The sequence below is a fragment of the Halotia branconii CENA392 genome, assembly GCF_029953635.1.
GTDB classification, from domain to species: Bacteria; Cyanobacteriota; Cyanobacteriia; order Cyanobacteriales; family Nostocaceae; genus Halotia; species Halotia branconii.
In genome coordinates, this window is the sequence record NZ_CP124543.1 from 5922037 (window position 1) to 5945406 (window position 23370).

Sequence of the window (23370 nt, forward strand, 5' to 3'; positions counted from 1 at the left end):
GACTACACTATAAATTCTTAGGAATAGGGAACTACAATTAACTTTGTTTAGGGACTTAGAGAAAATCTACATATTTAGGATGGCAACATAACAGTCACAGTAGTACCTACACCAACCTCACTTTCTATTGCAATTTGACCACCATGTAAATCCACTAGAACTTTGACAATCGATAAACCCAGTCCAGTACCAGATATATTCTTGATATTGTTACCTCGATAAAATGGCTCAAAAAGTCGTTGTCTATCTGCTGCTAGAATGCCAATTCCTCTATCAATTATCTGGAAAATTACTTTCTCATCTTTATAAGCAAGTTGTAAATTAACCGCGCTACCAGTTGAAGAGTATTTAATCGCATTATCAAGCAAGTTCTTGAGAATACGCTCCAGCAGTTCTTGATCCACATTAGCGCTTAAAGAGTTACATTGACTCACAAAATTGATGACATTCTCAGCGCTACTCTTTTGCACTTGTGCCACTAACTCATGACAAAATTGAATCAAATCAAGTGGTTTGACATCGAAGTTAACTTTTGCTGCTTCTGCCTGTGCAAATAATAGGATATCATTTAAAATTAGGCTGAGTTTTTCAACTCCTGTTTGAATGTGATCAACTAGCGATCGCGTTTTTGCTATTGTTAGTTCATCAATGCGTTTCTGGAGTAAGCTGTTAGAGACTGAGACAACATTCAGCGGTGTGCGTAACTGATGGCAAGCCATAGAAACAAAATTTGCTCTTTGTTCACTCAGTTGCTTTACTTGTTTTAAAGCTTGATGAAATCCCGATTCTGCTTGTTTGTAGTCAGTGACATCAATACCTGCAATCATTTCCACTGGCGTACCCTCAAAATCAAACATTGCAACTGTACAAGCTAGCCAACGTTCAGTACCATCTTTGGTGAGAATATTAATCTCTTGATATTCAGAGTTTTTATTTTGGAGATGTCTGCGTTCTTTATTTTTGATCAGTTGGTCAATATCAAAGCCAGTTAGTAACTCTTTTTTTGTATAGCCAGTAAGTAACTCCACTGCTGGGTTGATATAAGATAGCTTTGAACCTTTAATGATGAAAATAATCGCATCCGTCGTTTCTACCAAAGTGCGAAATCTAACTTCATTCAGCCATAATATATCCTCTTTCTGCAATTTAGAAACTTCCTGTTGTGTATGCTCTACAGCATCGTTTAATTCATCAAACCATTTTTCCATTCTCAACTCTACTATTTCATCAGCGAAAGTTGGCGATAAACCCACTCCCAATACTCTCCTTTGTGCAATGCTAGTGCTATAATCATTAGATTTGCAATTGCTTATATGAAAAAGCCTTATACCCGTGCTAGCTTGACTGAACAAGAAATCAACGGATTTTAATTTTACTTTTGGCTGTAGTGCCAATTGAGATTTAGATTGAACTAAAGTAGAATCACCAGAATTCATCCTTATCACTCCACTCCTTTTAATCAGTTGGTAATACAGCCATTAATTAGTTACGAATCAGAATCATCTAAATTCTGATTTCACTACTAACTATCAAAAAACAAATTAAAGTAGAAAATAGTTAACAATGTTATTGTAAATATAATTTTACCAACATAGAGTAAACACTTTATTATCAGTTACATAAATAAACAATTTTTGATTGTGAATTTGAATAGACTAATTTATGTATAAAGTATCTGACTTTCTCCGGAGAAATAAGCTCTTGTAATGGTGAAAAAATTCACTAAAAATAATACATTCGTTGTGACGATAAATATAATCAGTTGTAACTCCACATTATGGCGAAAACAAATCTATTTGACAATTTCAGCTTATTGCATATTGATTTATTCTTTATTTTCATATTGTTATTAATTATTGATGTTTTGTCTATCGAAATCTAGATTTTTTTATTTAACATCAGCAATTTTTTGCTTGTAATTTTAATTTTACTCCTTCAAGGATTGAAGTACATAATAATATGCTGAGTCATCTTTCACAGGACGTACATTTTTATTAAAGTCCATATATATACTGCTAAGACATCTTTCAAAAGAAAGATAAAATGTTAAAACCGTATGTGTTGAGCAACACATACGGTTAATTTGAAGAGACAGGAAGTAGCAAAATAATCGTAGTAAGCTAGTACTATCAAGCTTGTAGACCTTAAATAACTTGCTAGTATAACCATATAATTTAGGTTGTAAATAAACATTATCTGCTATGGAAAGCCTTTAACTCTAAAATTGCTGATGTTTTAGCGATGGTAGTTATAACTTGATTTTAGGCATCTATAAAAACGAAGGATTACAAAGTTTTTAAATCTAGTAACTTTATTTATCCATAAATTATAAAGTAATTTTTTTGACTTTTAAAATAAGTGCAGAAGTTAATTACTATAACTATCAATTATCCCAACTTAATCAACCGTTTATCTTTGCTCAGTAAGCATTGTAGACGTTGAATTATAGTTAATATTGGTATTACGACTACGTATACGACTACCGTATAATTTGTTTTATAAACACAGCATTATTGTTTTGGTTCTACTTGTGATCATTATTAAGTAAATCAAGACGCATAAAGCAAATCTCAGTATTCAGTAGAAACATATATTACTAAGTGCTAAGGATGAGACGCTAACTTGCGATCGCAACAGCGAGATATAGTAAATTAAAAAGACAAAATCAAAAAAGAATCTTTAGATTGACATTTTTTTGTGACTGAATATAAATTTGTATAATTTTTAATTCTTAGATAAAATAGTACTCAATAAAGTTTTTCGTTTACAAGAAGTAATAAACTACAAAAGAGAAAAAAGAGATAAGTCTACCAAAAAATTAGACATATATCTGTGGATAAAGATTGAGTATTCTTAAAAAAGAAGCTACTTCTGCAATACGGGTCATCTGTAGGGGCTGGTTTAACTGGATCTTTCTGAGGCAGATAAAAATGCTGACTGGTTAAATTCACCCCTATTTTTAAAACCTATTTGCAATCATTACAAGCTTCCTAGTCTAGTAGGTAGTAAAAAAACTCTGAAAAACATAACTTTTGATTTTAGATAAAAAACATCAATCCCCAACAAAATCACTGTCTCAACTCAGAACTGCAAATATAACAAAATGAGGAAAGACTATGCATCAAAAAATGAATACTACTTATAGTTCGCAGACTGGCAATAAAATCAATACCGAACAAATCGAACAGATAATTAAAGCAATTATTGCCGGCAAGTATTCCTGGGCATGTGTTTTAATTCTGCGTTTTTCTGGTTATAACCCTATAGACTATATACCCTATCGCACGTACATTCGACTCTTGAAAAACAACTATTTAACTGACAGTTCTAAAACAAAAGAAGCTGATAATTTTGACATGAAACCAAATTGGATGAGGCTCTAAATTTAGAACGTCAATAGACAGCAATTACCCACTGTACTCCATACTCGCAACAAGTTTGATTAGTAAAGTTAAGCAGCGGTTTCATGCTTCATACTTTTTGAGTCACCCCATCTCCCGATTTGTCGCAGCTTATGATTTATCCACTCACTCCTGGTAATAACCGTCTGCACCCCATTCTCAGAGAGATTGTGTGGCACAAAAAACAAGAAGTAATGCAAATGCACCAACAGATGTCATTGGCTTCTTTGCAACGTCAATTAACTGCTGCTCCAACTGTGCGAGATTTCTTGACAGCCTTGCAACAAAATCCTCATCGACCCAGCTTGATTGCAGAAATCCAGAAAGCCTCACCACTTCATGGTATTATCCGAGCAGATTTTGACCCAATGGCGATCGCCAAAGCATACGAACAAAGTGGTGCAGCTTGTATATCTGTGATCACTGAAGCGTCATTCTTTCATGGCAGTTTTGAAACTCTGCGTGCCATCCGCCAGAGAATATCTTTACCCCTACTGTGCAAAGAGTTTATTATTGATCCTTGCCAAATTTATTTAGCACGAGCAGCAGGAGCAGACGCGGTGCTACTCATCGCCGCCATTTTGACAGACAGGGAACTCCAAGACTTGTTGCGAGTGATTCATTATTTGGGGATGAACGCCTTAATAGAAGTTCATAACTTGACTGAACTAGATCGGGTATTGAAGCTAGACGACATTCGTTTAATCGGAATTAACAATCAAAGTTACGAAGATTTTACAATCGATACCAGCACTACTCAAAGATTAATAGCAGCCAGGCGATCGCAGTTACAAAATTTGGGTGTGATGATCGTCAGTGAATCGGGATTATACACATATACTGATTTATTACTGGTGGGCGAAGCTGGTACACATGCGGTTCTTATAGGAGAATCTTTAATTAAAGAACAAGATATAGAACAAGCCGTGCGTCATCTAATGAAACTTGATCCTCCTAGTGGCCTGTCAACCCAAAAATGACAGGTGGAGGCAAGCAGGGGAAGCAGCACTTCGGCTACGCGGTAGTTGAGCGCAGTCGAAACTCAGTGACCGGAGGCAGGGGGAGTAAGAAAAGTAATTTGTATCAATAATTTCGTGAAATGGTATAAGTTATCTGCCAAGACAATTTTGCATGGTGGTTCGCATAGAGGAAAGAATTTCCTTCTTCATCTCCTCTGCCCCTCTGCCCCTCTGCTCCCCTGTTCCCTAAACTCTGGTACAGGATCATAACCACCAGGATGAAATGGATGACAACGGAAGATGCGCCGAGTTGCCATCCAACCACCACGCCACACGCCAAACCTTTCAATTGCTTCGATGGCGTACACAGAACAAGTTGGTTGAAAGCGACAAGTAGGGAGAAACAGCGGCGAAATAAACATTCTGTAACCCCGAATCAGCCAAATAAATAATAATTTCATTGCGATCGCCTAAATCTTATAATTAATAACAAAGGTAAAAATTACCCATTTTGTAAGATATTTGTTGACTTCAATTGTTGATTTAACCTCGATTTCCTCTTTGTGGCTGCAAATTACCATAGTTGCAGTTTGGGTGTTACTCATCCTCATAATCGCATGGTTAGCAAAACGTTTCGTTAGTGATGAGCCAGAAATATTACGCAAGATTGTTCATATTGGTACTGGCAATGTAATTTTGCTGGCTTGGTGGCTTGATGTACCTGCAAGTATAGGCATTACGGCTTCAATTATAGCGAGTGCCGTCACCTTATTATCATACAAATTTCCTATTCTTCCTGGTATTAACAGCGTCGGTCGTCAAAGCTTAGGCACATTTTTTTACGCTGTCAGTGTTGGTATTTTAGTTGCTTATTTCTGGCACTTGCAACAGCCCCAGTATGCAGCAATAGGAATTATGGTAATGGCATGGGGCGATGGACTAGCTGCCTTGATTGGGCAACGTTTTGGTAAACATAAATACAAAATCTTGGGAGCGCAAAAAAGCTGGGAAGGCTCCTTAATTATGGCTGTAGTCAGTTACCTTGTTAGTAGCTTAATTTTACTGGGTGTAGAAGGAAACATCTGGCAAACTTGGGTAATATCACTGGTGGTTGCTTTAGTCGCTACTGCCTTAGAAGCTATATCATTTTTGGGTGTTGATAATTTAACAGTTCCCTTAGGCAGTGCAGCCCTTGCTTTTGGGTTATTTCAGCTATGGCCACTAAAGTAAATTTGACACTGCTATACTCAAAAAGTGTAATTGTCTACTCTCCAAAGATAGAGATTAAAAAATATTAAATTATTGGTTAATTTTACTAAAATCATGCTTTAAAGTTAACCATAATTTTAAATAAAAATGCTGAATGACTGTTTTACCCATCTCTCAACCACTACTGCGTGATAAACAAGAAGCTTTAGACTTTCAAGACTTGCAAGGTTTATTACGTCTCAATTTGAAAATTGGTCAATTGAGAGTATTATCTGGATTTTATACCCGCATAGATCAGGTCTTTATCCTTTGGGGTCTAATATGTGCAGGTATGTTTTTGACAGCCCAGTTTTTACCTATTAGTTGGTATACACAAGCAATTTTGTGGTCAGTACTTACCTGCCTCGGTACGATGGGCATGGTAGTTTTGACTTGGTTTTGGGTAAGTGTAGAAAAGGTGCGTTGGCTGATATATTGTTGGGTGATTTTGATGTTAGGGGGAGTTTTAATCACCGACGCAAGCATTTTTTTGGGTTGGGGCGAAATTTTGATGCGTCTGTGTGCCTTATGGTTGGGATTGAGTAGTATTGGTTACTTGTGTACAGCATTAGCTTTGCGATCGCGTACTTTTTTGATGACAGCTATAATTCATCTGTTAGGAATTATGGCTATGCCTTACTTTGGTCAATGGCAATTTCTCGCTACTGGTATCATCATCATCATGAGTTTACTAATATTAGCCGAGTGGCAATGGGATATGCGCCAACCAATTGACAGCGATATTCTAACACCAGAACAAAAGCAATTTAACAAACAGCAGCAGCAACTTCGGCAGTTAGCAGACCTTTTAGATATTTCCCAATAAAGTAAATTGGTGTTCTCGTAATCATTAAACCTCTCTTCGTCCTGGGGAGAGGTTGTTAGTATAATTTATGACTTGACAATTTTAGATAATACCAATTTGAAGAATGATTGCTACAAATGTAGGTTGGGTTAAGCGACAGCGAAACCCAACATATATAAGGCTTTGAGGTGTTGAATTGAGGGACGAAACCCAACCTACGCGTCTGTCGCATTCTTTTCGGAAATTGGTATAACTAGAAAAAAATATTTATTATACCTTATATCCAATTTTTTAATAAAAAAATGTTTGACGTAGGGGTTTATTTCTCTATCCATTTTGTTCATACATTTAATGAATATTTGTTTAAATGCTTGAGATAACTTCAAAAGCATCCATAATTGACTATTTCGCCTCTAAGGATATTAGTATTTCTATAAAAAATGGAAGTTTTTATATCTACTTTGAGGAGTAAATATACAACTTTGATTTCTACCTCTAGGTTTATGAAATCTTGACAAACAGTACTTATAGTTAGGTACTTAGGTGGTCTGTCTATTTGAGTGTGTAAGTGAGGCTAACAATCATGTCACATAAAATAATTGCATCCAAAATCTACTCAGCAAAAGTTCTTAGCTGAACGATAGTCTTTGAAATGAATTGCAGCAATTTTGCTCTAGCAATTCGCCGCTTAAAGCAGCAACAGCAATTTCTTTAATCAGAATAATGTGCAGCATCAGATGTTGTAGGCTTGATAAAGCTATTTCTAGAGTTATCACAAGCCTAGCTTTTGCCAACAAAACTTTGTATATTTGGGCAACACTTAGTATTTAAGAGTTGTACTAGTAGTGCGTCAAAGACAAATTGACGTATAGAGACATCAAATTATCGTGTCTCTTTAACCGTCTGATTTTTACCCTAACTAAAAACCCAAGACTTTAACTCAATACATCAAACAATAATAAATTTGCGAGTAAGTCTCTACAATCCTTTTTTTAAATATAAAAAGGGGACTGGAGGAGATTATTGCTACTCGCTCAACGTAAGTGAGGACTTTGAGGGAGTTTGAGCGTTTTCCTCCGTGGTCTCAACGCCTTATCCACGTTTGAGATTTGAGAAAGATCATTTTTGCGTGTCGCGCATACCCTTCTCATTCCCCTTTGATGATTATAACCGATCGCAAAACAAGATTGTTGCTACTGTTAGCAGCATACATTGCCATTTCACTAAATATTGCACTCAAGACCCATTTTACAGGAGTTTTCCTACTCCTCCTGAATGAGCAATTTGCCATCAAGTCATATAAATCTACCTGTAGTGTTATTCAAAAATCAACAGAACATTTAGATAACCATAATTAAGGTAAAGTACCGTGAACTTTATAGGTAGCGAAGAAAATAATTTTTGGCATAGTTTAAATGAACCGATGCCAGAGCAGCTCCCTACAGTTGAAGCTAATGAATTTCTTCCGCACATCGGTAAGTGGATCAATGTCGGTGGAGGGTTTCTACTGTGTATATTTGTAGCAGCTTTGAGTCTTACATCTATTCTCAAATACAAAATTACAGTCAAAGCCCCTGCAACTATCCGACCCATAGGAGAACTGCGGGTTGTGGAATCTGCCATTACTGGAATAGTTGAAAAAATTGGAGTTAAAAACAATCAAGTTGTCACCCAAGGGGAAGTTATTGCTTACGTCGATGATTCTCGTCTGCAAACTCAAAAAAGCCAGCTACAAAACAGTATTCAGCAGAGTAAATTACAACTAAGTCAAATTGATGCTCAACTCAGTGAAATCGATACTCAAATAGCAGCCCAAACAGACCTGATTAACCGCACAATTATCGCCGCTCAAGCTGAGTTAGGAGGTACTCAACGCAACTATGAAGACCAGCAAATCAAAGCTTTAGCTGATATGAACCAAGCAAAAGCCGCATTGACTTTAGCCAAGGTACAACAAGACCGATTACAGCGAGAAAAACTCTTAACAGCAACTGTGCAAGAAACAGAAGTTGCCTTGGCTTTAGCTAAGATGCAGCGAGATAGATTACAGCGAGAAAAACTCTTAACAGCAACTGTGCAAGAAGCAGAAACAGCCTTAAACTTTGCTAAGTTACAACGAGATCGATTGCAGCGAGAAAAAGTATTAACGGCAACTGTACAAGAAGCAGAAGCAGCTTTGACCTTAGCTAAGGTGCAACGAGATCGATTGCAGCCGATAGTAGCATTGGGTGCAATTTCTCGTAATTTTTATGAAGAAAAAGAACAAGCAGTGATCTCTGCTGAGGCTAAGTTAGAAGAAGCCAAAGTTAATGCTAAAAATCTTTTGGAGGACAAAGAACAAGCAGTAGTATCTGCTAAAGCCAAGTTAGAACAAGCTAAAGCTAATGCTAAAAATCTTTTAGAAGAAAAAGATCAGGCGGTGATCTCTGCCGAAGCCAAGCTAGAACAAGCCAAAGCTAATGCTAAAAATCTTTTAGAAGAAAAAGACCAAGCCCTAACCATCGCCCAAACTAATCTAGAAAAAGCTCAAACCGCGATTAATCCCAGTAATGCAGCGGTTACAGTAGTATCTGAACAAATTAAGCAAGAACGAGCCAAGGGTGAAGCTACCCTAGCCGCTTTGAAAAAAGAAAGAGAAACTTTACTCCAACAACGCCTAGAATTTCAAAAGCAATTCACTAGTACTGTTAAAGACCTACAACAAGTAGAAAATGACCTGAACAAGACTGTAATTCGCGCTCCGATCGCTGGGACTGTACTGCAATTAAAACTTCGCAACCCTGATCAGGTAGTCCAACCCAGTGAAGCTATTGCTCAAATTGCTCCTCTAAATGCCCCAGTAGTGATTAAAGCAGAAGTAACAGCTCAAAATATTGACAAAGTAAAAGCAGGTCAAAAAGTCCAGATGCGGGTTTCTGCTTGCCCCTATCCAGACTACGGCACTCTCAAAGGAACCGTCAAAACAATTGCACCAGATGCCTTACCAACTGCCCAAAATAGTGCAGCACCCAACACATCACAAGCGGCTACCTACGAAGTCATGATTGAACCGCAAACCTTAAATGTAGGTAGAGGCGATCGCCACTGCGATCTCAAGCCAGGCATGGAAGGTCGAGCCGATATTATTTCCCGTGAAGAAACAGTGCTTCAATTCATACTCCGCAAAGCCAAATTAATCACCGATTTTTAATTCCGGCGTTGCTGAATCGAAGCATGAACTTGAAAAACTCAAAATCAAAAACTCTTAACCTTTGCGCCTTTGCGCCTTTGCGTGAGACAAATTCATATGTTGAATCTATTCAAAAAAAACTATCAGACTGTTTTACAGCTGAGCGAAGAAGACTGCGGAGCAGCTTGTCTAGCGGCGATTTGTAAACACCACGGTCGGTTTTTAAGCATCAATCGTAGCCGAGAAGTAGTAGGAACTGGGCAACTAGGAACTACTATGTTGGGACTAAAACGAGGATGTGAAACTCTAGGGTTTAACGCTAGAGCTGTTAAAGCTTCGCCAGCCATCATCGACAAAATCAAAGAAATTCAGCTGCCAGCGATTATCCATTGGCAAGGCTACCACTGGGTTATTTTATATGACCAACAAGGCAAAAACTATGTCATAGCTGATCCTGCTGTGGGCATCCGTTACGTCAGTAAAGAAGAGTTAAAAACAGCTTGGAATGGGGTGATGCTCTTACTAGAGCCAGATCCAGACCGCTTTTATGAGCAACCTAAAGAAGAAGCTAAAGGTGGTTTAGGACGCTTTTTTAAGCGGATTCTGCCTTATCGTGGATTGTTAACTCACGTTTTAATGATCAACGTTGTTTTGGGTCTACTTGCGCTGGGTACTCCCATCTTGATCCAAATCCTCACCGATGATGTATTGGTGCGCGGAGATACCCAATTACTAACTGTTGTAGTGTTGGCTGTTATGGTTATGACCTTGTTCAGCAGTAGTTTACGATTACTGCAAGCCACCATGATTGCTCATTTTGGTCAGCGGCTGCAATTAGGGCTAGTCTTAGAGTTTGGGCGAAAAATTCTGCAATTGCCCTTAAATTACTACGAAGCCCGCCGTAGTGGCGAAATTAGTAGCCGACTGCGAGATATCAATGATATTAATCAGTTAGTATCGCAGATTGTGGTTCTATTGCCCAGTCAGTTTTTTGTTGCTGTGATTTCTTTCAGCTTCATGTTGTTTTATAGCTGGAAGTTGACCCTAGCAGTTATCTTTATTGGTACTTTAATCGCCTTATCCACCCTACCTTTTTTACCTATTCTCCAACAAAAAACTCGTAGTCTTTTGGTTTTGAGTTCTGAGAATCAAGGTGTTTTAGTAGAAACATTCAAAGGCGCACAGGTACTCAAAACTACCAATGCTGCTCCCCAATTTTGGGATGAATTTCAAAGTCGTTTTGGTCGCCTTGCTAATCTCACTTTCGGCACTACCCAAATTGGTATTATCAATAATACTGTTGCGAATTTTCTTTCCACCATTGGCGGTATTATTTTACTGGGTATAGGAAGCATCCTAGTGATTCAAGGAGAATTAAGCATCGGTCAGCTGCTAGCTTTTAACGCCCTACAGATTAACGTTTTGAATTTAATTGACACTTTAGTTGGCTTAACTGATGAATATTTTCGCTCTCAAACAGCCATCTCCCGCCTCTTAGAAGTGATTGATGCTACACCAGAAGTAGTGGGAGGTAGTCAAAAGCCAATTGCCCAAATCCCCGGTGACGCAGATATTCGTTGTTCTCATCTCACATTTCACCATCCTGGCAGAGTTGACTTATTAGAAGATTTTTCCATCAAACTGCCTGGAGGCCAAGTCATTGCTTTGATTGGAAAATCTGGCTGTGGTAAAAGTACTTTAGCAAAACTAATAGGAGGCTTATATCAACCAGATTCTGGCAATATTCGGATTGGTTTTTATAACATTCAAGATATTTCTCTAGATTGTCTGCGACAACAAATCGTTTATGTACCCCAAGAACCGCATTTCTGGAGTCGCTCAATTTTAGAAAATTTCCGCTTAGGAACGCCTTATATATCTTTTGAAGAAGTTGTCAAAGCTTGCCAAATTGCTGATGCAGACGGCTTTATCAGTCAACTTCCGAATAACTATCAAACTGTCTTAGGAGAATTTGGCGCAAATCTTTCTGGCGGACAAAGACAAAGATTAGCGATCGCCAGAGGAATCCTCACAGATCCACCTATACTGATTTTAGATGAAGCAACTGCGGGATTAGACCCAGTTAGCGAATCTCAAGTACTAGATCAGCTCTTACAATCCCGCAAAGGCAGAACTACAATTTTAATCACCCATCGACCCAGCGTTATCAATAGGGCAGATTGGATTGTACTATTAGATAAAGGTCAAATACAAATGCAAGGCACTCCAGAGAATTTCCTCTCGCAACCAGGAGAGCATTTGCAGTTTTTATCATTGTGAAAATTTTACTTGAAATATAGTAGTAGCGCGACAAGTTTAAAATGTTTAATTCATCAGATTGAAAAACCAACATTCAATCATGATTGATTACTCAACCCAACAACTTATACTAGACGCGCTAGTAGGTTGGGTTAAGCGACAGCGAAACCCAACAAAGTATTACTCTACGCATTTTTAATTTCTAATCTTGATACCAATTAAAAAAAAACATAAGTTCGATGGAACTAAAAAATGGCAGGAGGCAGTGCATGTAAGTCTTTTGGGCAAATAAGTGTAAGCAGTCAGCCCTACCATCACATTAACCAAAAAGTTAAATGGACTACGATATTTTTGAATTGACAGATCACTAGCGAGGATGAAATTCCACTTCCCGTTCTAAAATTGTCAAATTGTAGTTACCAAAGAAATCATGACCTAGTAACCCAATACCTGCTTTTGGAGCGATCGCTACTTCAAGATTATTGGCTATAACTCCACCTACAGCAATAGAGTTGACTTTACTAGTAGAAAATTGTACTTGGCTACCATCTGCTATTTGGGCTTTCATCAAACCTGTGGGTTCGAGTTTGAGTGTACTCGCCATACCAAGAGTAATCAAAGTACCACTAGCGCCTGTATCTACAATCATCTCAAAAGTTTGCTTGTCATTAAAAGTGACATCAATTATGGGAGTTCCACCAAGGCGGCGTTTAATGGGAACTCGAAAAACTCTGTTGTCTAAAGGTGCTGAATCTGAAGGTGCTTTTGTAGTACTACAAAGTTTTGCTAGTCTCACAGTTCTCCCAGCAGAGTTAATCATAAAACACGCTCCTGGATCTTCGGCCATAGCACGATGGAGAAATGCTAAAGATATCAACGTTGGTATTGCCGCTATCACAGCTAGATTACTAATTTTAATCCAACGTTTACAAGCACTCTTCATTTTATCTTGCTCTCCAATATTTTCTATTTTTGCTAGTCATTAGTAATCACAAATAATATGAAAACGTAATATTAATTAACCCCTGGTTAAATAACTAGAGGATAATAAATATTATGTAGATTTTTTGGCTTTGGTATTATTCAGGATATATATAAAGATTTTTTTATTTTTTCATATATTTTTATAAGATGAAATCACACCTTACTAAATACATCCTACCTGTAATTACTAATAGATAAATTGAAGATTAGGTAAAGACATGATGAAACTACTTAAGCTACAACCAAAAGCTTAATAAATAGTTGTATTCCCAAAACTGAAAAACCAGATTTGGGAGTGCGTTACGCCAACTTACTAAGATATAGGGTATGATCAAATAATTACGAATTAGTAATTACTTGGTGTCATAGTCCCCACCTAGAAGCACTATGAATTACGTAAAGCCTGCGGCATAGCTGCGCTGAGATGTAGCGGTGCGTAGCCCATTATTAGTTACGAATTATGTTAACTCTTTTAATACTCTGCGATCGCTCTACTACTCTGTCAAGATAATTTTGCTGGGTTAATGTGAAAAAGTCCAGTTCTTTTCTCCCCCTACTTCCCCTGCTTCCCCTGCTTCCTCTGCTTCCCCTGCTTCCCCTGCCTGCCTCCACCTGTTATTTTTGGGTTGACAGACCACTACTGTATCAACTCTCCAACCTCGAAAGTTTTCCCTTCTACTGTTACTTGATCGCCTGATACTAATTTCCGTCCTCGCCGAGTTTCAACTGTATCATTAACTTTGACACCACCATCAAGAATCATCAGTTTGGCTTGCCCTCCAGTTGAGGCTATACCCACTAACTTTAAAAACTGGTCGAGTTTAATCATGTTGTTAGTTGTTGAAAGTAATTCACGCTGCATCACAACTTAATTGAATGATGGTATCAATTTTTTGTTGTCTTTATGGCTCTTTAGAATTAATATCACCACCAATAATTGCTTGAAACACATTTGCAAAGAAAAAGAAAAATGCTGCAATTAACAACATGATCATCAAACCTGCAAGAGCAGCGAAGGGAGAAACAATAAATAATAGTAATAACCCAAAGACCAAAATTGTTAATATTGTCTGATTCATGTTTTTTTGCCTGACATAGTTACTAATATTAACATAATCAGTTTAGTCATCAATCCGTCTACAACCAATAGAAGTAATTCGTCTTAATGCTTGAGGATGACTAACTATTCCATCTTTTGATATTGCGTGTAGGCGTATTCCGTCGTCAACATTGCATCGACTAATCCCAGTTCATAATGGCTACTTATTTTGTGACAGGTAAAGTATCAACTTGCTGATTAAGTTCTCGAACTTGTTCGTTTAATTTCCTCTGCCGTTGTAGCAAAATTTCCAAATCTTCCTTTGTTGCTAAATCCTTGCGGTTAGCGGGAATTAGTCGATTTAACTGATTGAGGCACGCATTTAAACCAGCCGCAAATTCATAGCGTGTAACTGGTTGCGAACCTCGATATGTATTGTCAGGATAGCCAGATAAGCAACCTGACTGAGAAGTTGTGTTTCGTCCTTCAGTTGGTGTTTGTGATAGCGTTCTTGATGGATAAGAAAGAATTGTGACTAGTGCCAAAGCACTTAAAATGGTGGATGATATTTTAAACATTGAGCTTAACTATTATTTGTCTACTTATTCACTTTAGCAATTTAAGACTTAATAATTGGCGCTCTTAAGGTAGAAGTAATTTACTTAAAGTTTGCTGCTACATGTATAGCAGTAATAATCGCGTTTTTAATCGCAATATCTTTTTGCGCTAACATAATATTTTCAGCAACAGTGCGCTGAGCAACTACACCGCAAACAGCAGCGGCCGCAAATTTATACACACCACCCATTTTAAATAATGTGCCACATTCCATTTCATAGTTCAAAACATTCAACTGTCGATATTCTTCTGTAATACCTTGTAGCGATCGCATTAAATTGGGATTGGCTGAATCAGTACGTTCTTGTCCTTCATAAAAAGTATCAACTGATGCCGTAATTCCTATGTAGTGTTCAAATTCTAATTCTCGTGCTGCTTTAACTAAGGCGACTGTCAAAAAAGGATCAGCACAAGCAGGATACTCTACAGGCGCAATATCATTGGCTGCACCTTGGCGACACAATGCTGCACTACTAATCACAATACTTCCGACTGGCACATAAGGTTGAATTGATCCGCAAGTCCCGATGCGAATAATTTGCTGGATTCCTACTTGTACCAACTCGTTGACGACAATACTTAAAGAAGACGCACCCATACCACTAGTAATAGATAAAATGGGGCGATCATTGGGTAAATATCCCATGTAGCTATTGAGTCCGCGATTTTCCGACAATAAACGCACATCTTGTAAATGGGTTTGAGCAATTGAACGCGCCCGTTGAGGATCTCCCGATAACAGCGCCATTTTGGGAGGCGATGAACCCAAATCACCTAGCCCAAAACCAATGTGATAGAAGCGTTTATTGGTCATACTAGTAAATGCACTATAGGACTCCTATTTGATTTTTGAACACGATTCAGTACATATCTATCCCTTCTTAACTGTTCCCTGTTTCCTGTTTCCTGTTCCCTACCTAGGGCTTGCTGAAAAAGAAAAAAAAGTTGGTAGTCTGTAGAAGAAAAGACTGTAGAAGTAGATTCAGGTGCAAGGAAAGAAGGTAAAATAGCCCAAAATCCTTGCATCACAGTGGTCAGTTTGAAGACACTGTATCCGAAGTTACCATGTACCGACAATCAGAATCAACTCCAATTCCGCCAGAAAGTTTTAAACTGCCATTTGAGGGAAAATTATCATCTGAGGTAGGCACAGCGATGGGCGAGGACTTGAGGCACATTTTCTCGTTTCCATTGTGCCCGGTAAATTTTCGTTCGGCGGTCAACCTGTTTAACGGCAGATTCAACTGAACCAGAACCAATCGAACAAATTTCTTCAGCTTGATAATATTCGTAGTTAATAATGCGATTGCGATGTTTATCCAGATAATGGCAAAAGTTTTGAGCTTGTTTACCTTTACAATTGGTAAATAGGGCAATAGTAGCGTTAACTTGGCCTTTCCATAGTAGAGCTTGTGCTTGTTTCAAGCGTTTTAGCGAACCCCCAACTTGATGTAAGTTTTCTATCAAATGGAACCAATCAAGTACTTCTCGACACTGTACATCAGGGGCTAGTTGGTCAACAATATTCCAAATTCCATCATGTCCATCACCAACACAAGTAACTGTGTTAGCCAGCGGTTGGTTATTAACCCAATCAATTACAACCTGATTGTCTTGAAAGGACGTTCCAACCATTCCATTGTGATGTAAGCTAATTGCTTTATAGCCAAGCCAAGCGGATATTTCACCTTCAGTAGTGCGAACACGAATGTTTCCACCCCTTCGGGGTTCGCCAGTCCACTTGGCGGCATAGCCGCACGTGTGGCTGGACTCACCATCGACGCTTAATTCTTCAACCAAGTCTTCTTGTATTGGCAATTCAAAGTTTTGACAACGATACCCCAGTTATTAGCTTTGGGTTTAAGTATTGAGCAGATAGCTCAAGCGTTAGGCTTAGACGAACAAATTGTTAGACAAGCTGCACAACCGAAATCCGAAAATAATTGATATTTATTTGAAAGGGCGCAAGACTCTGCACCCCTATATTTGACTCCTAAAGTGGGGGTTAGAGAAGGCGATCGCAGACTCCTGTCCGAGGGGTGATCGCCTTTCTTATATATAAATATAAAATTATACTTAATATTTACTGATTTGCAAATTATTATTAATAACTTCAGAGTTTTAAGAGAAATGAATTAAACAGGTAAACCTTGTCCAAAATTAAGAGTTAAGAACAGAAGATAATTTTATTTTTACTACTTTTTGATTTTTTAAATGTGTTACACATATAACAGACATAACCCTTTAAACTAGTCTTAAGATGATTTGAGTTATTGTTAATAATTAATTTTTATTTATTGAAATATAATTAAAGAAAAAAATATCTTATGCTAGTAAGTAAATATTGATAAACAGGTGAGACTCAACAAGCATTATCACCTACATCATGCATGGTAAACAATAGAAAAACGTGTAGCTAATGACTAACGTACTATGGCTGCAAGGTGGGGCTTGTTCGGGCAACACCATGTCATTTCTTAACGCCGAAGAACCGACAGTTTGTGATTTGATTGCCGACTTTGGTATTAAAGTGCTTTGGCATCCTTCCCTAGGATTGGAATTAGGCGATAACTTGCAAACTCTGCTACGAGATTGCATCTCAGGCAAAATTCCCTTAGATATCTTGGTATTTGAAGGCAGCGTTATTAATGCCCCTAACGGTACAGGCGAATGGAACCGTTTTGCCGATCGCCCGATGAAAGATTGGCTAATAGACCTTGCCCAAGTTGCGAAATTTATCGTCGCCGTGGGAGACTGCGCCACCTGGGGAGGAATCCCCGCTATGTCACCCAACCCCAGCGAATCGGAGGGCTTGCAATTTCTCAAGCGTCAAGAAGGCGGTTTTTTAGGGAAAGACTTCCTTTCTCAAGCCGGATTACCTGTAATCAATATTCCAGGATGTCCCGCCCATCCTGATTGGATAACGCAGATATTAGTAGCGATCGCTACTGGACGCATAGCAGACATTGCCCTAGACGAACTAAATCGTCCCCAAACTTTCTTCAACACTTACACCCAAACAGGCTGTACCCGTAACGTCCACTTTGCTTATAAAGCCTCAACTGCCGAATTTGGTCAGCGTAAAGGCTGCTTATTCTACGACTTGGGCTGTCGCGGCCCCATGACTCACTCATCCTGCAATCGCATCCTCTGGAACCGCGTTTCTTCCAAAACCCGCGCTGGGATGCCTTGTTTAGGTTGTACAGAACCAGAGTTTCCCTTCTTCGACCTCAAACCAGGAACCGTATTTAAAACTCAAACAGTCATGGGGGTTCCCAAAGAACTACCACCAGGAGTCAACAAAAAAGACTACGCCTTACTCACAATGGTTGCTAAAGATGCAGCACCACTTTGGGCAGAAGAAGACTTTTTTACAGTTTAGGGCATTGGGCATGGGGCATGGGGTATTGATTTATTCCTCTTCATCTCTCATCTTCTTACCAATTAAAGCTAGTAAATATTAGTGGACTGACACGACCAAAATGATGCAAAAAAATAAAAATGTAGGTTGGATTAAGCGCAGCACAACCCAACATGAATGAAGGTGTTGGGTTTCCTTACGTCAACCTAACTTACGCTAACTAATGTGCTGAAGAAGATTTTTTTACAGTTTACTCAATAGCAACTGACAACTAACAACTAAAAACTATGACAATTCAATCATTAGATATATCGCCAGTTGGTAGAGTCGAAGGCGATTTAGATGTTCGAGTAGACATTGAAAATGGACGAGTAGTTAATGCCTGGACACATGCCGAACTCTTCCGCGGATTTGAAGTTATCCTACGCGGCAAAGACCCCCAAGCCGGGTTAATTGTCACGCCTCGCATTTGCGGTATTTGTGGCGGTTCTCACCTGACTTGTGCATCTTGGGCATTAGATACAGCTTGGGGAACAGAAGTTCCCCGCAACGCTATCTTAGCTAGAAACTTAGGTCAAATTGTCGAAACTATTCAAAGCATTCCCCGCTATTTTTATGGATTGTTTGCCATTGATTTGACTAATAAAAAATACCGTAATAGTCGCTATTACGAAGAAGCCGTTAGACGCTTTGCCGCCTTCACAGGTAAATCTTACGAACTGGGCGTGACAATTTCCGCTAAACCAGTAGAAATTTATGCCCTATTAGGTGGTCAATGGCCTCACAGCAGTTATATGGTTCCTGGTGGTGTGATGTGCGCCCCCACACTTACCGACATCACCCGCGCCTGGGCAATTTTAGAATACTTCCGTACCAACTGGCTAGAACCTGTATGGTTGGGTTGTTCTTTAGAACGCTACGAAGAAATCCAGACTTATGACGACTTCATGGACTGGTTAGATGAAGACCGCAATCATCGTGAATCAGACTTGGGTTTTTATTGGCGCATGGGTTTAGATATTGGTTTAGATAGATATGGCGCTGGTGTAGGTAAATATGTCACCTGGGGATATTTAGCCCATGAGGATAAATACCAAAAACCCACCATTGAAGGGCGCAATGCTGCCATGATTATGAAAAGTGGCGTGTATGACAGCTTCAGCGATACTCACACTTTGATGGATCAGTCCTTCACCCGCGAGAATACAACTCGCTCCTGGTACGATGAAGGGACAGCAGATATTCACCCCAGCGATCGCACCACCAAACCGACCGCAAATAACACTAAAGACTTTGACAACGCTTATTCTTGGGCAAGTGCTGTCCTGCACAAAGACTTCGGCCGTTTAGAAGCTGGCCCCTTAGCGCGTCAGTTGGTAGCAGGTGGCAAACACGGCGAATCTTGGCAACACTACGACGGGTTTATTCTGGATGTATTCAGAGAAATGAAAGGCGCTAATATTCATGTCCGTCAATTAGCGCGAGTTCACGAACTTGTCAAGTTATATCGCCAAGCCGAACACTGCTTACGCGAGTTTAAATTAAATGACCCCTGGTATATCAAACCCCAAGAAAAAGACGGCAAAGGCTGGGGTGCAACGGAAGCTGCGCGGGGTTCACTGTGTCATTGGGTAGAAGTAGAAGGCGGTAAGATTAAGAATTACCAAGTGATTGCCCCTGGTACTTGGAATATCGGCCCCCGTGACGGTGAAGGTATTCGCGGCCCGATTGAAGAAGCATTAATTGGCACACCCATTTATGATTCTGCCGACCCTGTAGAAGTTGGTCATGTGGCGCGATCGTTTGATTCTTGTTTGGTGTGTACTGTTCACGCCCATGATGCTAAGACAGGCGAAGAACTGGCGCGTTTTCGTACCGCTTAAAAGATGCTAATAGCTAATTATCATCTGGTTAGCTATTAGCTCATTACTTAACACTTTGAAAGAGTTAGGTATATTCATTACAAGCTACTGACTCGAATCAGTTTATAGTAACAATCCTATAAGGTGGGTGCCGCAATTACCCATATTAATTTGAAAAGGTAACATCAACCCTCATTTACCTTAAAGATTGCCTCTAGACCAGTAGAGCTAGCTTCTTGTTCTCAAACTCCTCATAGGTAATAATTCCTGCATCTCTTGCATTCTCAAGTTGTTTAATCTTTGTCACAAGGTCAGATTGTTTTTCAATTGTTGCCTTCTTGCTTTCATACTCTTCCTGGCTGAGAATTCCTGCCGCAAGAGCAGCATTTAGCTTAGATATTTGGGTTTCTAATTCTGAATTTGAAGACTCACGCATTAATTCAGCCTTCTTCATCTCAAATTCACCCTTACTTAAAATTCCAGCATCAAGCAGGCTCTTAAGTTTCATGAGCTTTTCTTCTATTTCTGCACCTTGCTTAGAAGCGCGCATTTGACCTTCAATTTCAAGCTTTTTTGCGTTATATGCAATTTCGTCGATAAAGCCTTGATCATACGCATCTTTGAGCTGTTTGAGTTTTTCCTCTAAACTACTGTGAGATTGCATGACAGCCAACTGTTGAGGAGATTTAGGTTTTTCTCCAAACATAACTTTTTGGTCAATAAAATTCCATAAATCGCCTTCGATCTTCTTTGACCAACCTGCCGCAACACCACTAATGAGCAAACTAGCACCGCCAGTTAACACTGCTGCCACCCCTCCAGCAGCCAAGTTGGATGCCCATTCTCCAGTACTGAGATCTACTGAAAAATCATTTGGTTGTCCTTGAATCATCACGTTGAATGCTCTGGAGGCACCAACTGCCTTACGCCACATCTCTGTTTTTGCTGCTTGTAAAAGCCAAGTTCCATCTGCCTTATTTGTTTGTGTCTGATAACCCTGTCCACTAAACCAAGCTTCAATATCTCTTAATAAACTATCCAAATCACGATTTTTGTCGCGATAAGTTTTATTAGCCATATTTCATCCTTCCGAATACTTAGTGTGCAAGCAGAAGTTTGGGGTCTGCTTCTTTTAGAATTCCCTGGACTTAAACTGCGCTAACATCATAAGTACAACATAAAACAAGTGCTTGCTAGAAGCGATCGCACCATCGATTGATGATCGCACAAAACAACTACCACAGGCGATTCTCCGAAGAACATTAAGTTACACTAACTCTAGAAGTGGTTGCAATTTTACTAGACATACTTTGTATGCCTGAAATTATCGAAATACCAGTTGAGCTAACTCATTTCAAACTTCCCGAAGCTGTCGAAGAACGTCTTCAATTTCTGCTTGATCGTCAAGATACAGGCGAAATGCTGACCCAAGCAGAACAAAGGGAAGCAGACGGGTTGGTTGAGTTGGCAGAATTTTTATCTTTGCTACATTTACGCTCACAACGTGTAATGCAGCAAGGATAAATGGTAACAATTCCTGTCGCTTTACGTAGATTAGTCATTCAAAGAGCAGCTGATCGCTGTGAGTATTGCTGTTTGTCCCAAGCAGGCCAAGCTGCGACTTTTCATATAGATCACATTACCCCTGTAGTGGCAGGCGGTACAACAACAGTAAATAATTTGGCACTGGCTTGTGTATCTTGTTCGTTACGTAAGGCTGCTAGACAACTGGTTGAAGATCCAGAAACAGGCGAAAAAGTACCAATTTTTAACCCTCGTCAACAAGTATGGATAGAACACTTTCGATGGAATGGTGTCCAAGTTGTTGGATTAACAGCTACAGGACGAGCAACCATTAACGCACTCAACATGAATCGTGCAATTATACTGACAATTAGAGCAGAAGAAGAATTTCTGGGTCGCCATCCGCCTTCTTGATTTATTGGAAGTGCTTGCTTCTCCCCAATAATTGTAATGTCACTCTGGAAACTTTGGTAGTGCGATCGCTCATCCACTACAACCAGCTATTTGTATAATTTGATAGTGTTGCCTAAAAGCGATCACACCTGTTAGTAAAGAGCCATCACAAACTAATCTCTTCGATTTTTCCAATATCCCGGCTTTCGGCTACAGTGCATGACTGCCAAAACCAGAATGTAATCTTGTTCAATTGTGTAAATAATTGCATAGGGAAACTTACGTGTCAGACATCGCCGAATGTCTTCATCAACTATGCTCCAACAATTAGGGGACTCTCTAATCTGATAAATTACATCTTCAACAGTATTAATAAATACTTGTGCTGTTTCAGTGCGTTGTTCTGCGTAATACCGGACAGCCTCTGCATATTCATTCAGGGCTTCAGGGTGAAATACATACTTCATTGCCCAAGCAATTGTCTCACTTGAGCTAAAGCCTCATCTCCTGGAACGGTTTGTACAGAACCACTTCTAACCTCGTCTCGCCGACTTTTTGCTTCAGTAGTCCAAGCAGCTTGAATGGTAGGATCTGTATCAAACTCCAGACTTTCAATGATTTTTTCTGCCAAAAGCACCCTCGATGCACTAGGCAGAGATAAAATTTCTTCTGTTAGTTGCTTAATTGACCGCATAGCTTGTGGCAAAAGGCTGAAGTTTACTTACAGCTTAACATGGCGGTGGCCGATTGGTCATTCAGCTTTCAGCAAACCATAGGCAAGTGTATTAAATATACCGTTTCGAGTTATCGTATGCTGTCTTAAACACCCCTCTAGCTTAAATCTGTTTTTCTCTAAAACTCTCACCGAAGCGGTGTTGAAATCAAGAGTGTGAGCAGTGAGGCGAATCAATTCAAGATTATCAAACGCATATTGAACAAAAACACGAAGTGCGTCAGTTGCTAATCCTTGTCCACGATATGCTTGAGATAGCCAATAACCAATTTCCGCTTTATGCTCTTTCCCTACTTTAAAATCGTCCGCACCAATTGAACCAATCAAATAACCTTCAAGGTTGCGAAGTGCAAAGGATATTTCTTTGCCTGACTCTCTCAAAAACTCTAGCCGACGCTGTATCCACCAATCTGCGGCAGCTTCTGTATATGGATAAGGGATCACAGGAATTAAATCAGAAATACTTCTGTCTTTGAGATGTTCCAAGTAAGCAGCTTTATCTGTAAGACGAATACTGGTTAAATGAAAACCATCACGGATGTTTAATTTCATATCAGAAAGTTTTGATACTATCACTTTAAGATCAATACAACCCAGATTCCGCAGGTGCGATCATAAATGCTGTATTTTTAGAAGCATGACAGCATCACCATTAGATATCAGGGTACAGGATATTGACCACTGCGGCATAGTCGTAGGCATCTGTGATGAAATGAATCTAGTAGAACAATTTAACCGACTGCTGGGAACTGATGCTCAAGAAATTATCAGTGCAGGTCAAGTTGTAAAAGCAATGATTTTAAACGGATTAGGGTTCGTGAGTGCGCCATTATATTTGTTTGAAAGCCAAGCAAGAAAGGATGCTGACCTCAAACAGTTGGAAAAACGTTTGACGGCAGTTGCTCATGGGGGAAATCCCAAGACCCAAAAGGGGTGCGGCAGTCGCACAAGAGGGGAAACCGCAAGGGCGGACTGGCTCCCCAAGACCGCGCTGCCTTACCGCATTGCCTCCCTC

General features: G+C 39.4%; 21 protein-coding genes and 3 pseudogenes. 11 read left to right on the forward strand and 13 right to left on the reverse strand.

Going from position 1 to position 23370, the window contains the following annotated elements:
* Window positions 1-74: 74 nt before the first annotated feature.
* A complete protein-coding gene (locus QI031_RS25950) occupies window positions 75-1253 on the reverse strand; it encodes a PAS domain-containing sensor histidine kinase (protein ID WP_281482464.1) in 1179 nt (392 codons plus the stop codon).
* 1863 nt (window positions 1254-3116) lie between these two features.
* Between QI031_RS25950 and QI031_RS25955 the strand changes: the two genes are divergently transcribed.
* Together QI031_RS25955 and trpC are read left to right on the forward strand one after the other, a co-directional pair.
* Entirely contained in the window at window positions 3117-3383 is a 267-nt protein-coding gene (locus QI031_RS25955) for a HetP family heterocyst commitment protein (RefSeq protein ID WP_281482465.1), read from the forward strand.
* Window positions 3384-3514: 131 nt separating this feature from the next.
* Window positions 3515-4381: an indole-3-glycerol phosphate synthase TrpC gene (gene trpC / locus QI031_RS25960; RefSeq protein WP_281482466.1), complete on the forward strand. Its 867-nt coding sequence runs from the start codon at window positions 3515-3517 to the stop codon at window positions 4379-4381.
* Window positions 4382-4566: 185 nt separating this feature from the next.
* Here trpC and yidD read toward each other — a convergent pair whose 3' ends face one another.
* Entirely contained in the window at window positions 4567-4821 is a 255-nt protein-coding gene (gene yidD, locus QI031_RS25965) for a membrane protein insertion efficiency factor YidD (RefSeq protein ID WP_281482467.1), read from the reverse strand.
* Window positions 4822-4882: 61 nt separating this feature from the next.
* Between yidD and QI031_RS25970 the strand changes: the two genes are divergently transcribed.
* From QI031_RS25970 to QI031_RS25985, 4 genes are all read left to right on the forward strand, one after another.
* Window positions 4883-5590 carry a diacylglycerol/polyprenol kinase family protein gene (locus tag QI031_RS25970; protein ID WP_281482468.1) on the forward strand — a complete coding sequence of 236 codons (708 nt, stop codon included), beginning with the start codon at window positions 4883-4885 and terminating at the stop codon, window positions 5588-5590.
* Window positions 5591-5723: 133 nt separating this feature from the next.
* Window positions 5724-6434: a hypothetical protein gene (locus tag QI031_RS25975; RefSeq protein ID WP_281482469.1), complete on the forward strand. Its 711-nt coding sequence runs from the start codon at window positions 5724-5726 to the stop codon at window positions 6432-6434.
* A 1348-nt stretch (window positions 6435-7782) separates the two neighbouring features.
* A complete protein-coding gene (locus QI031_RS25980; RefSeq protein ID WP_281482470.1) occupies window positions 7783-9603 on the forward strand; it encodes a beta-barrel domain-containing protein in 1821 nt (606 codons plus the stop codon).
* Between the two features lie 96 nt (window positions 9604-9699).
* Window positions 9700-11862: a peptidase domain-containing ABC transporter gene (locus tag QI031_RS25985; protein ID WP_281482471.1), complete on the forward strand. Its 2163-nt coding sequence runs from the start codon at window positions 9700-9702 to the stop codon at window positions 11860-11862.
* Between the two features lie 224 nt (window positions 11863-12086).
* Here QI031_RS25985 and QI031_RS31800 read toward each other — a convergent pair.
* From QI031_RS31800 to QI031_RS26015, 7 genes and pseudogenes are all read right to left on the reverse strand, one after another.
* A pseudogene (locus QI031_RS31800) lies at window positions 12087-12192 on the reverse strand (IS982 family transposase); the annotation flags it as partial.
* 16 nt (window positions 12193-12208) lie between these two features.
* The gene (locus tag QI031_RS25990) at window positions 12209-12784 is read right to left on the reverse strand and encodes a retropepsin-like aspartic protease family protein (RefSeq protein ID WP_281482472.1); all 576 of its coding nucleotides are present in this window, start codon (window positions 12782-12784) and stop codon (window positions 12209-12211) included.
* Between the two features lie 678 nt (window positions 12785-13462).
* Window positions 13463-13654: an RNA-binding S4 domain-containing protein gene (locus tag QI031_RS25995; protein WP_281486124.1), complete on the reverse strand. Its 192-nt coding sequence runs from the start codon at window positions 13652-13654 to the stop codon at window positions 13463-13465.
* Window positions 13655-13727: 73 nt separating this feature from the next.
* The gene (locus tag QI031_RS26000) at window positions 13728-13904 is read right to left on the reverse strand and encodes a hypothetical protein (protein WP_281482473.1); all 177 of its coding nucleotides are present in this window, start codon (window positions 13902-13904) and stop codon (window positions 13728-13730) included.
* A gap of 184 nt (window positions 13905-14088) precedes the next feature.
* On the reverse strand, window positions 14089-14442 hold the full coding sequence (locus QI031_RS26005) for an S-layer homology domain-containing protein (protein ID WP_281482474.1): 354 nt from the start codon (window positions 14440-14442) through the stop codon (window positions 14089-14091).
* Window positions 14443-14522: 80 nt separating this feature from the next.
* Complete coding sequence (locus tag QI031_RS26010) at window positions 14523-15296, reverse strand: nucleoside phosphorylase (RefSeq protein WP_281482475.1); 774 nt, start codon at window positions 15294-15296, stop codon at window positions 14523-14525.
* Window positions 15297-15616: 320 nt separating this feature from the next.
* Window positions 15617-16312, reverse strand: a pseudogene (locus QI031_RS26015) (ISKra4 family transposase); the annotation flags it as partial.
* A 589-nt stretch (window positions 16313-16901) separates the two neighbouring features.
* Here QI031_RS26015 and QI031_RS26020 point away from each other — a divergent pair.
* On the forward strand, window positions 16902-17864 hold the full coding sequence (locus QI031_RS26020) for an NADH-quinone oxidoreductase subunit B family protein (RefSeq protein ID WP_281482476.1): 963 nt from the start codon (window positions 16902-16904) through the stop codon (window positions 17862-17864).
* 266 nt (window positions 17865-18130) lie between these two features.
* The gene (locus tag QI031_RS26025; RefSeq protein ID WP_281482477.1) at window positions 18131-19726 is read left to right on the forward strand and encodes a nickel-dependent hydrogenase large subunit; all 1596 of its coding nucleotides are present in this window, start codon (window positions 18131-18133) and stop codon (window positions 19724-19726) included.
* Window positions 19727-19919: 193 nt separating this feature from the next.
* On the opposite strand, the gene QI031_RS26030 is transcribed toward QI031_RS26025, so the two are convergent.
* The gene (locus QI031_RS26030) at window positions 19920-20783 is read right to left on the reverse strand and encodes an SHOCT domain-containing protein (RefSeq protein ID WP_281482478.1); all 864 of its coding nucleotides are present in this window, start codon (window positions 20781-20783) and stop codon (window positions 19920-19922) included.
* A 236-nt stretch (window positions 20784-21019) separates the two neighbouring features.
* Here QI031_RS26030 and QI031_RS26035 point away from each other — a divergent pair, with 236 nt between their 5' ends.
* Window positions 21020-21229 (forward strand): hypothetical protein, encoded by a 210-nt coding sequence (locus QI031_RS26035; protein WP_281482479.1) that lies wholly within the window; start codon window positions 21020-21022, stop codon window positions 21227-21229.
* The gene (locus tag QI031_RS26040; protein ID WP_281482480.1) at window positions 21230-21643 is read left to right on the forward strand and encodes an HNH endonuclease; all 414 of its coding nucleotides are present in this window, start codon (window positions 21230-21232) and stop codon (window positions 21641-21643) included.
* A gap of 152 nt (window positions 21644-21795) precedes the next feature.
* Here the strand turns inward: QI031_RS26040 and QI031_RS26045 are convergent, their stop codons facing one another.
* From QI031_RS26045 to QI031_RS26055, 3 genes are read right to left on the reverse strand one after another with little or no spacing between them, the layout of a single operon-like run.
* The gene (locus tag QI031_RS26045; RefSeq protein ID WP_281482481.1) at window positions 21796-22089 is read right to left on the reverse strand and encodes a type II toxin-antitoxin system RelE/ParE family toxin; all 294 of its coding nucleotides are present in this window, start codon (window positions 22087-22089) and stop codon (window positions 21796-21798) included.
* Window positions 22086-22316 carry an addiction module protein gene (locus QI031_RS26050; protein WP_281482482.1) on the reverse strand — a complete coding sequence of 77 codons (231 nt, stop codon included), beginning with the start codon at window positions 22314-22316 and terminating at the stop codon, window positions 22086-22088. The genes QI031_RS26045 and QI031_RS26050 overlap by 4 nt, the downstream gene beginning before the upstream one ends.
* Before the next feature lie 57 nt (window positions 22317-22373).
* Entirely contained in the window at window positions 22374-22907 is a 534-nt protein-coding gene (locus QI031_RS26055; protein ID WP_281482483.1) for a GNAT family N-acetyltransferase, read from the reverse strand.
* Between the two features lie 85 nt (window positions 22908-22992).
* Between QI031_RS26055 and QI031_RS26060 the strand changes: the two are divergent.
* A pseudogene (locus QI031_RS26060) lies at window positions 22993-23199 on the forward strand (DUF4277 domain-containing protein); the annotation flags it as partial.
* Window positions 23200-23370: the final 171 nt, after the last annotated feature.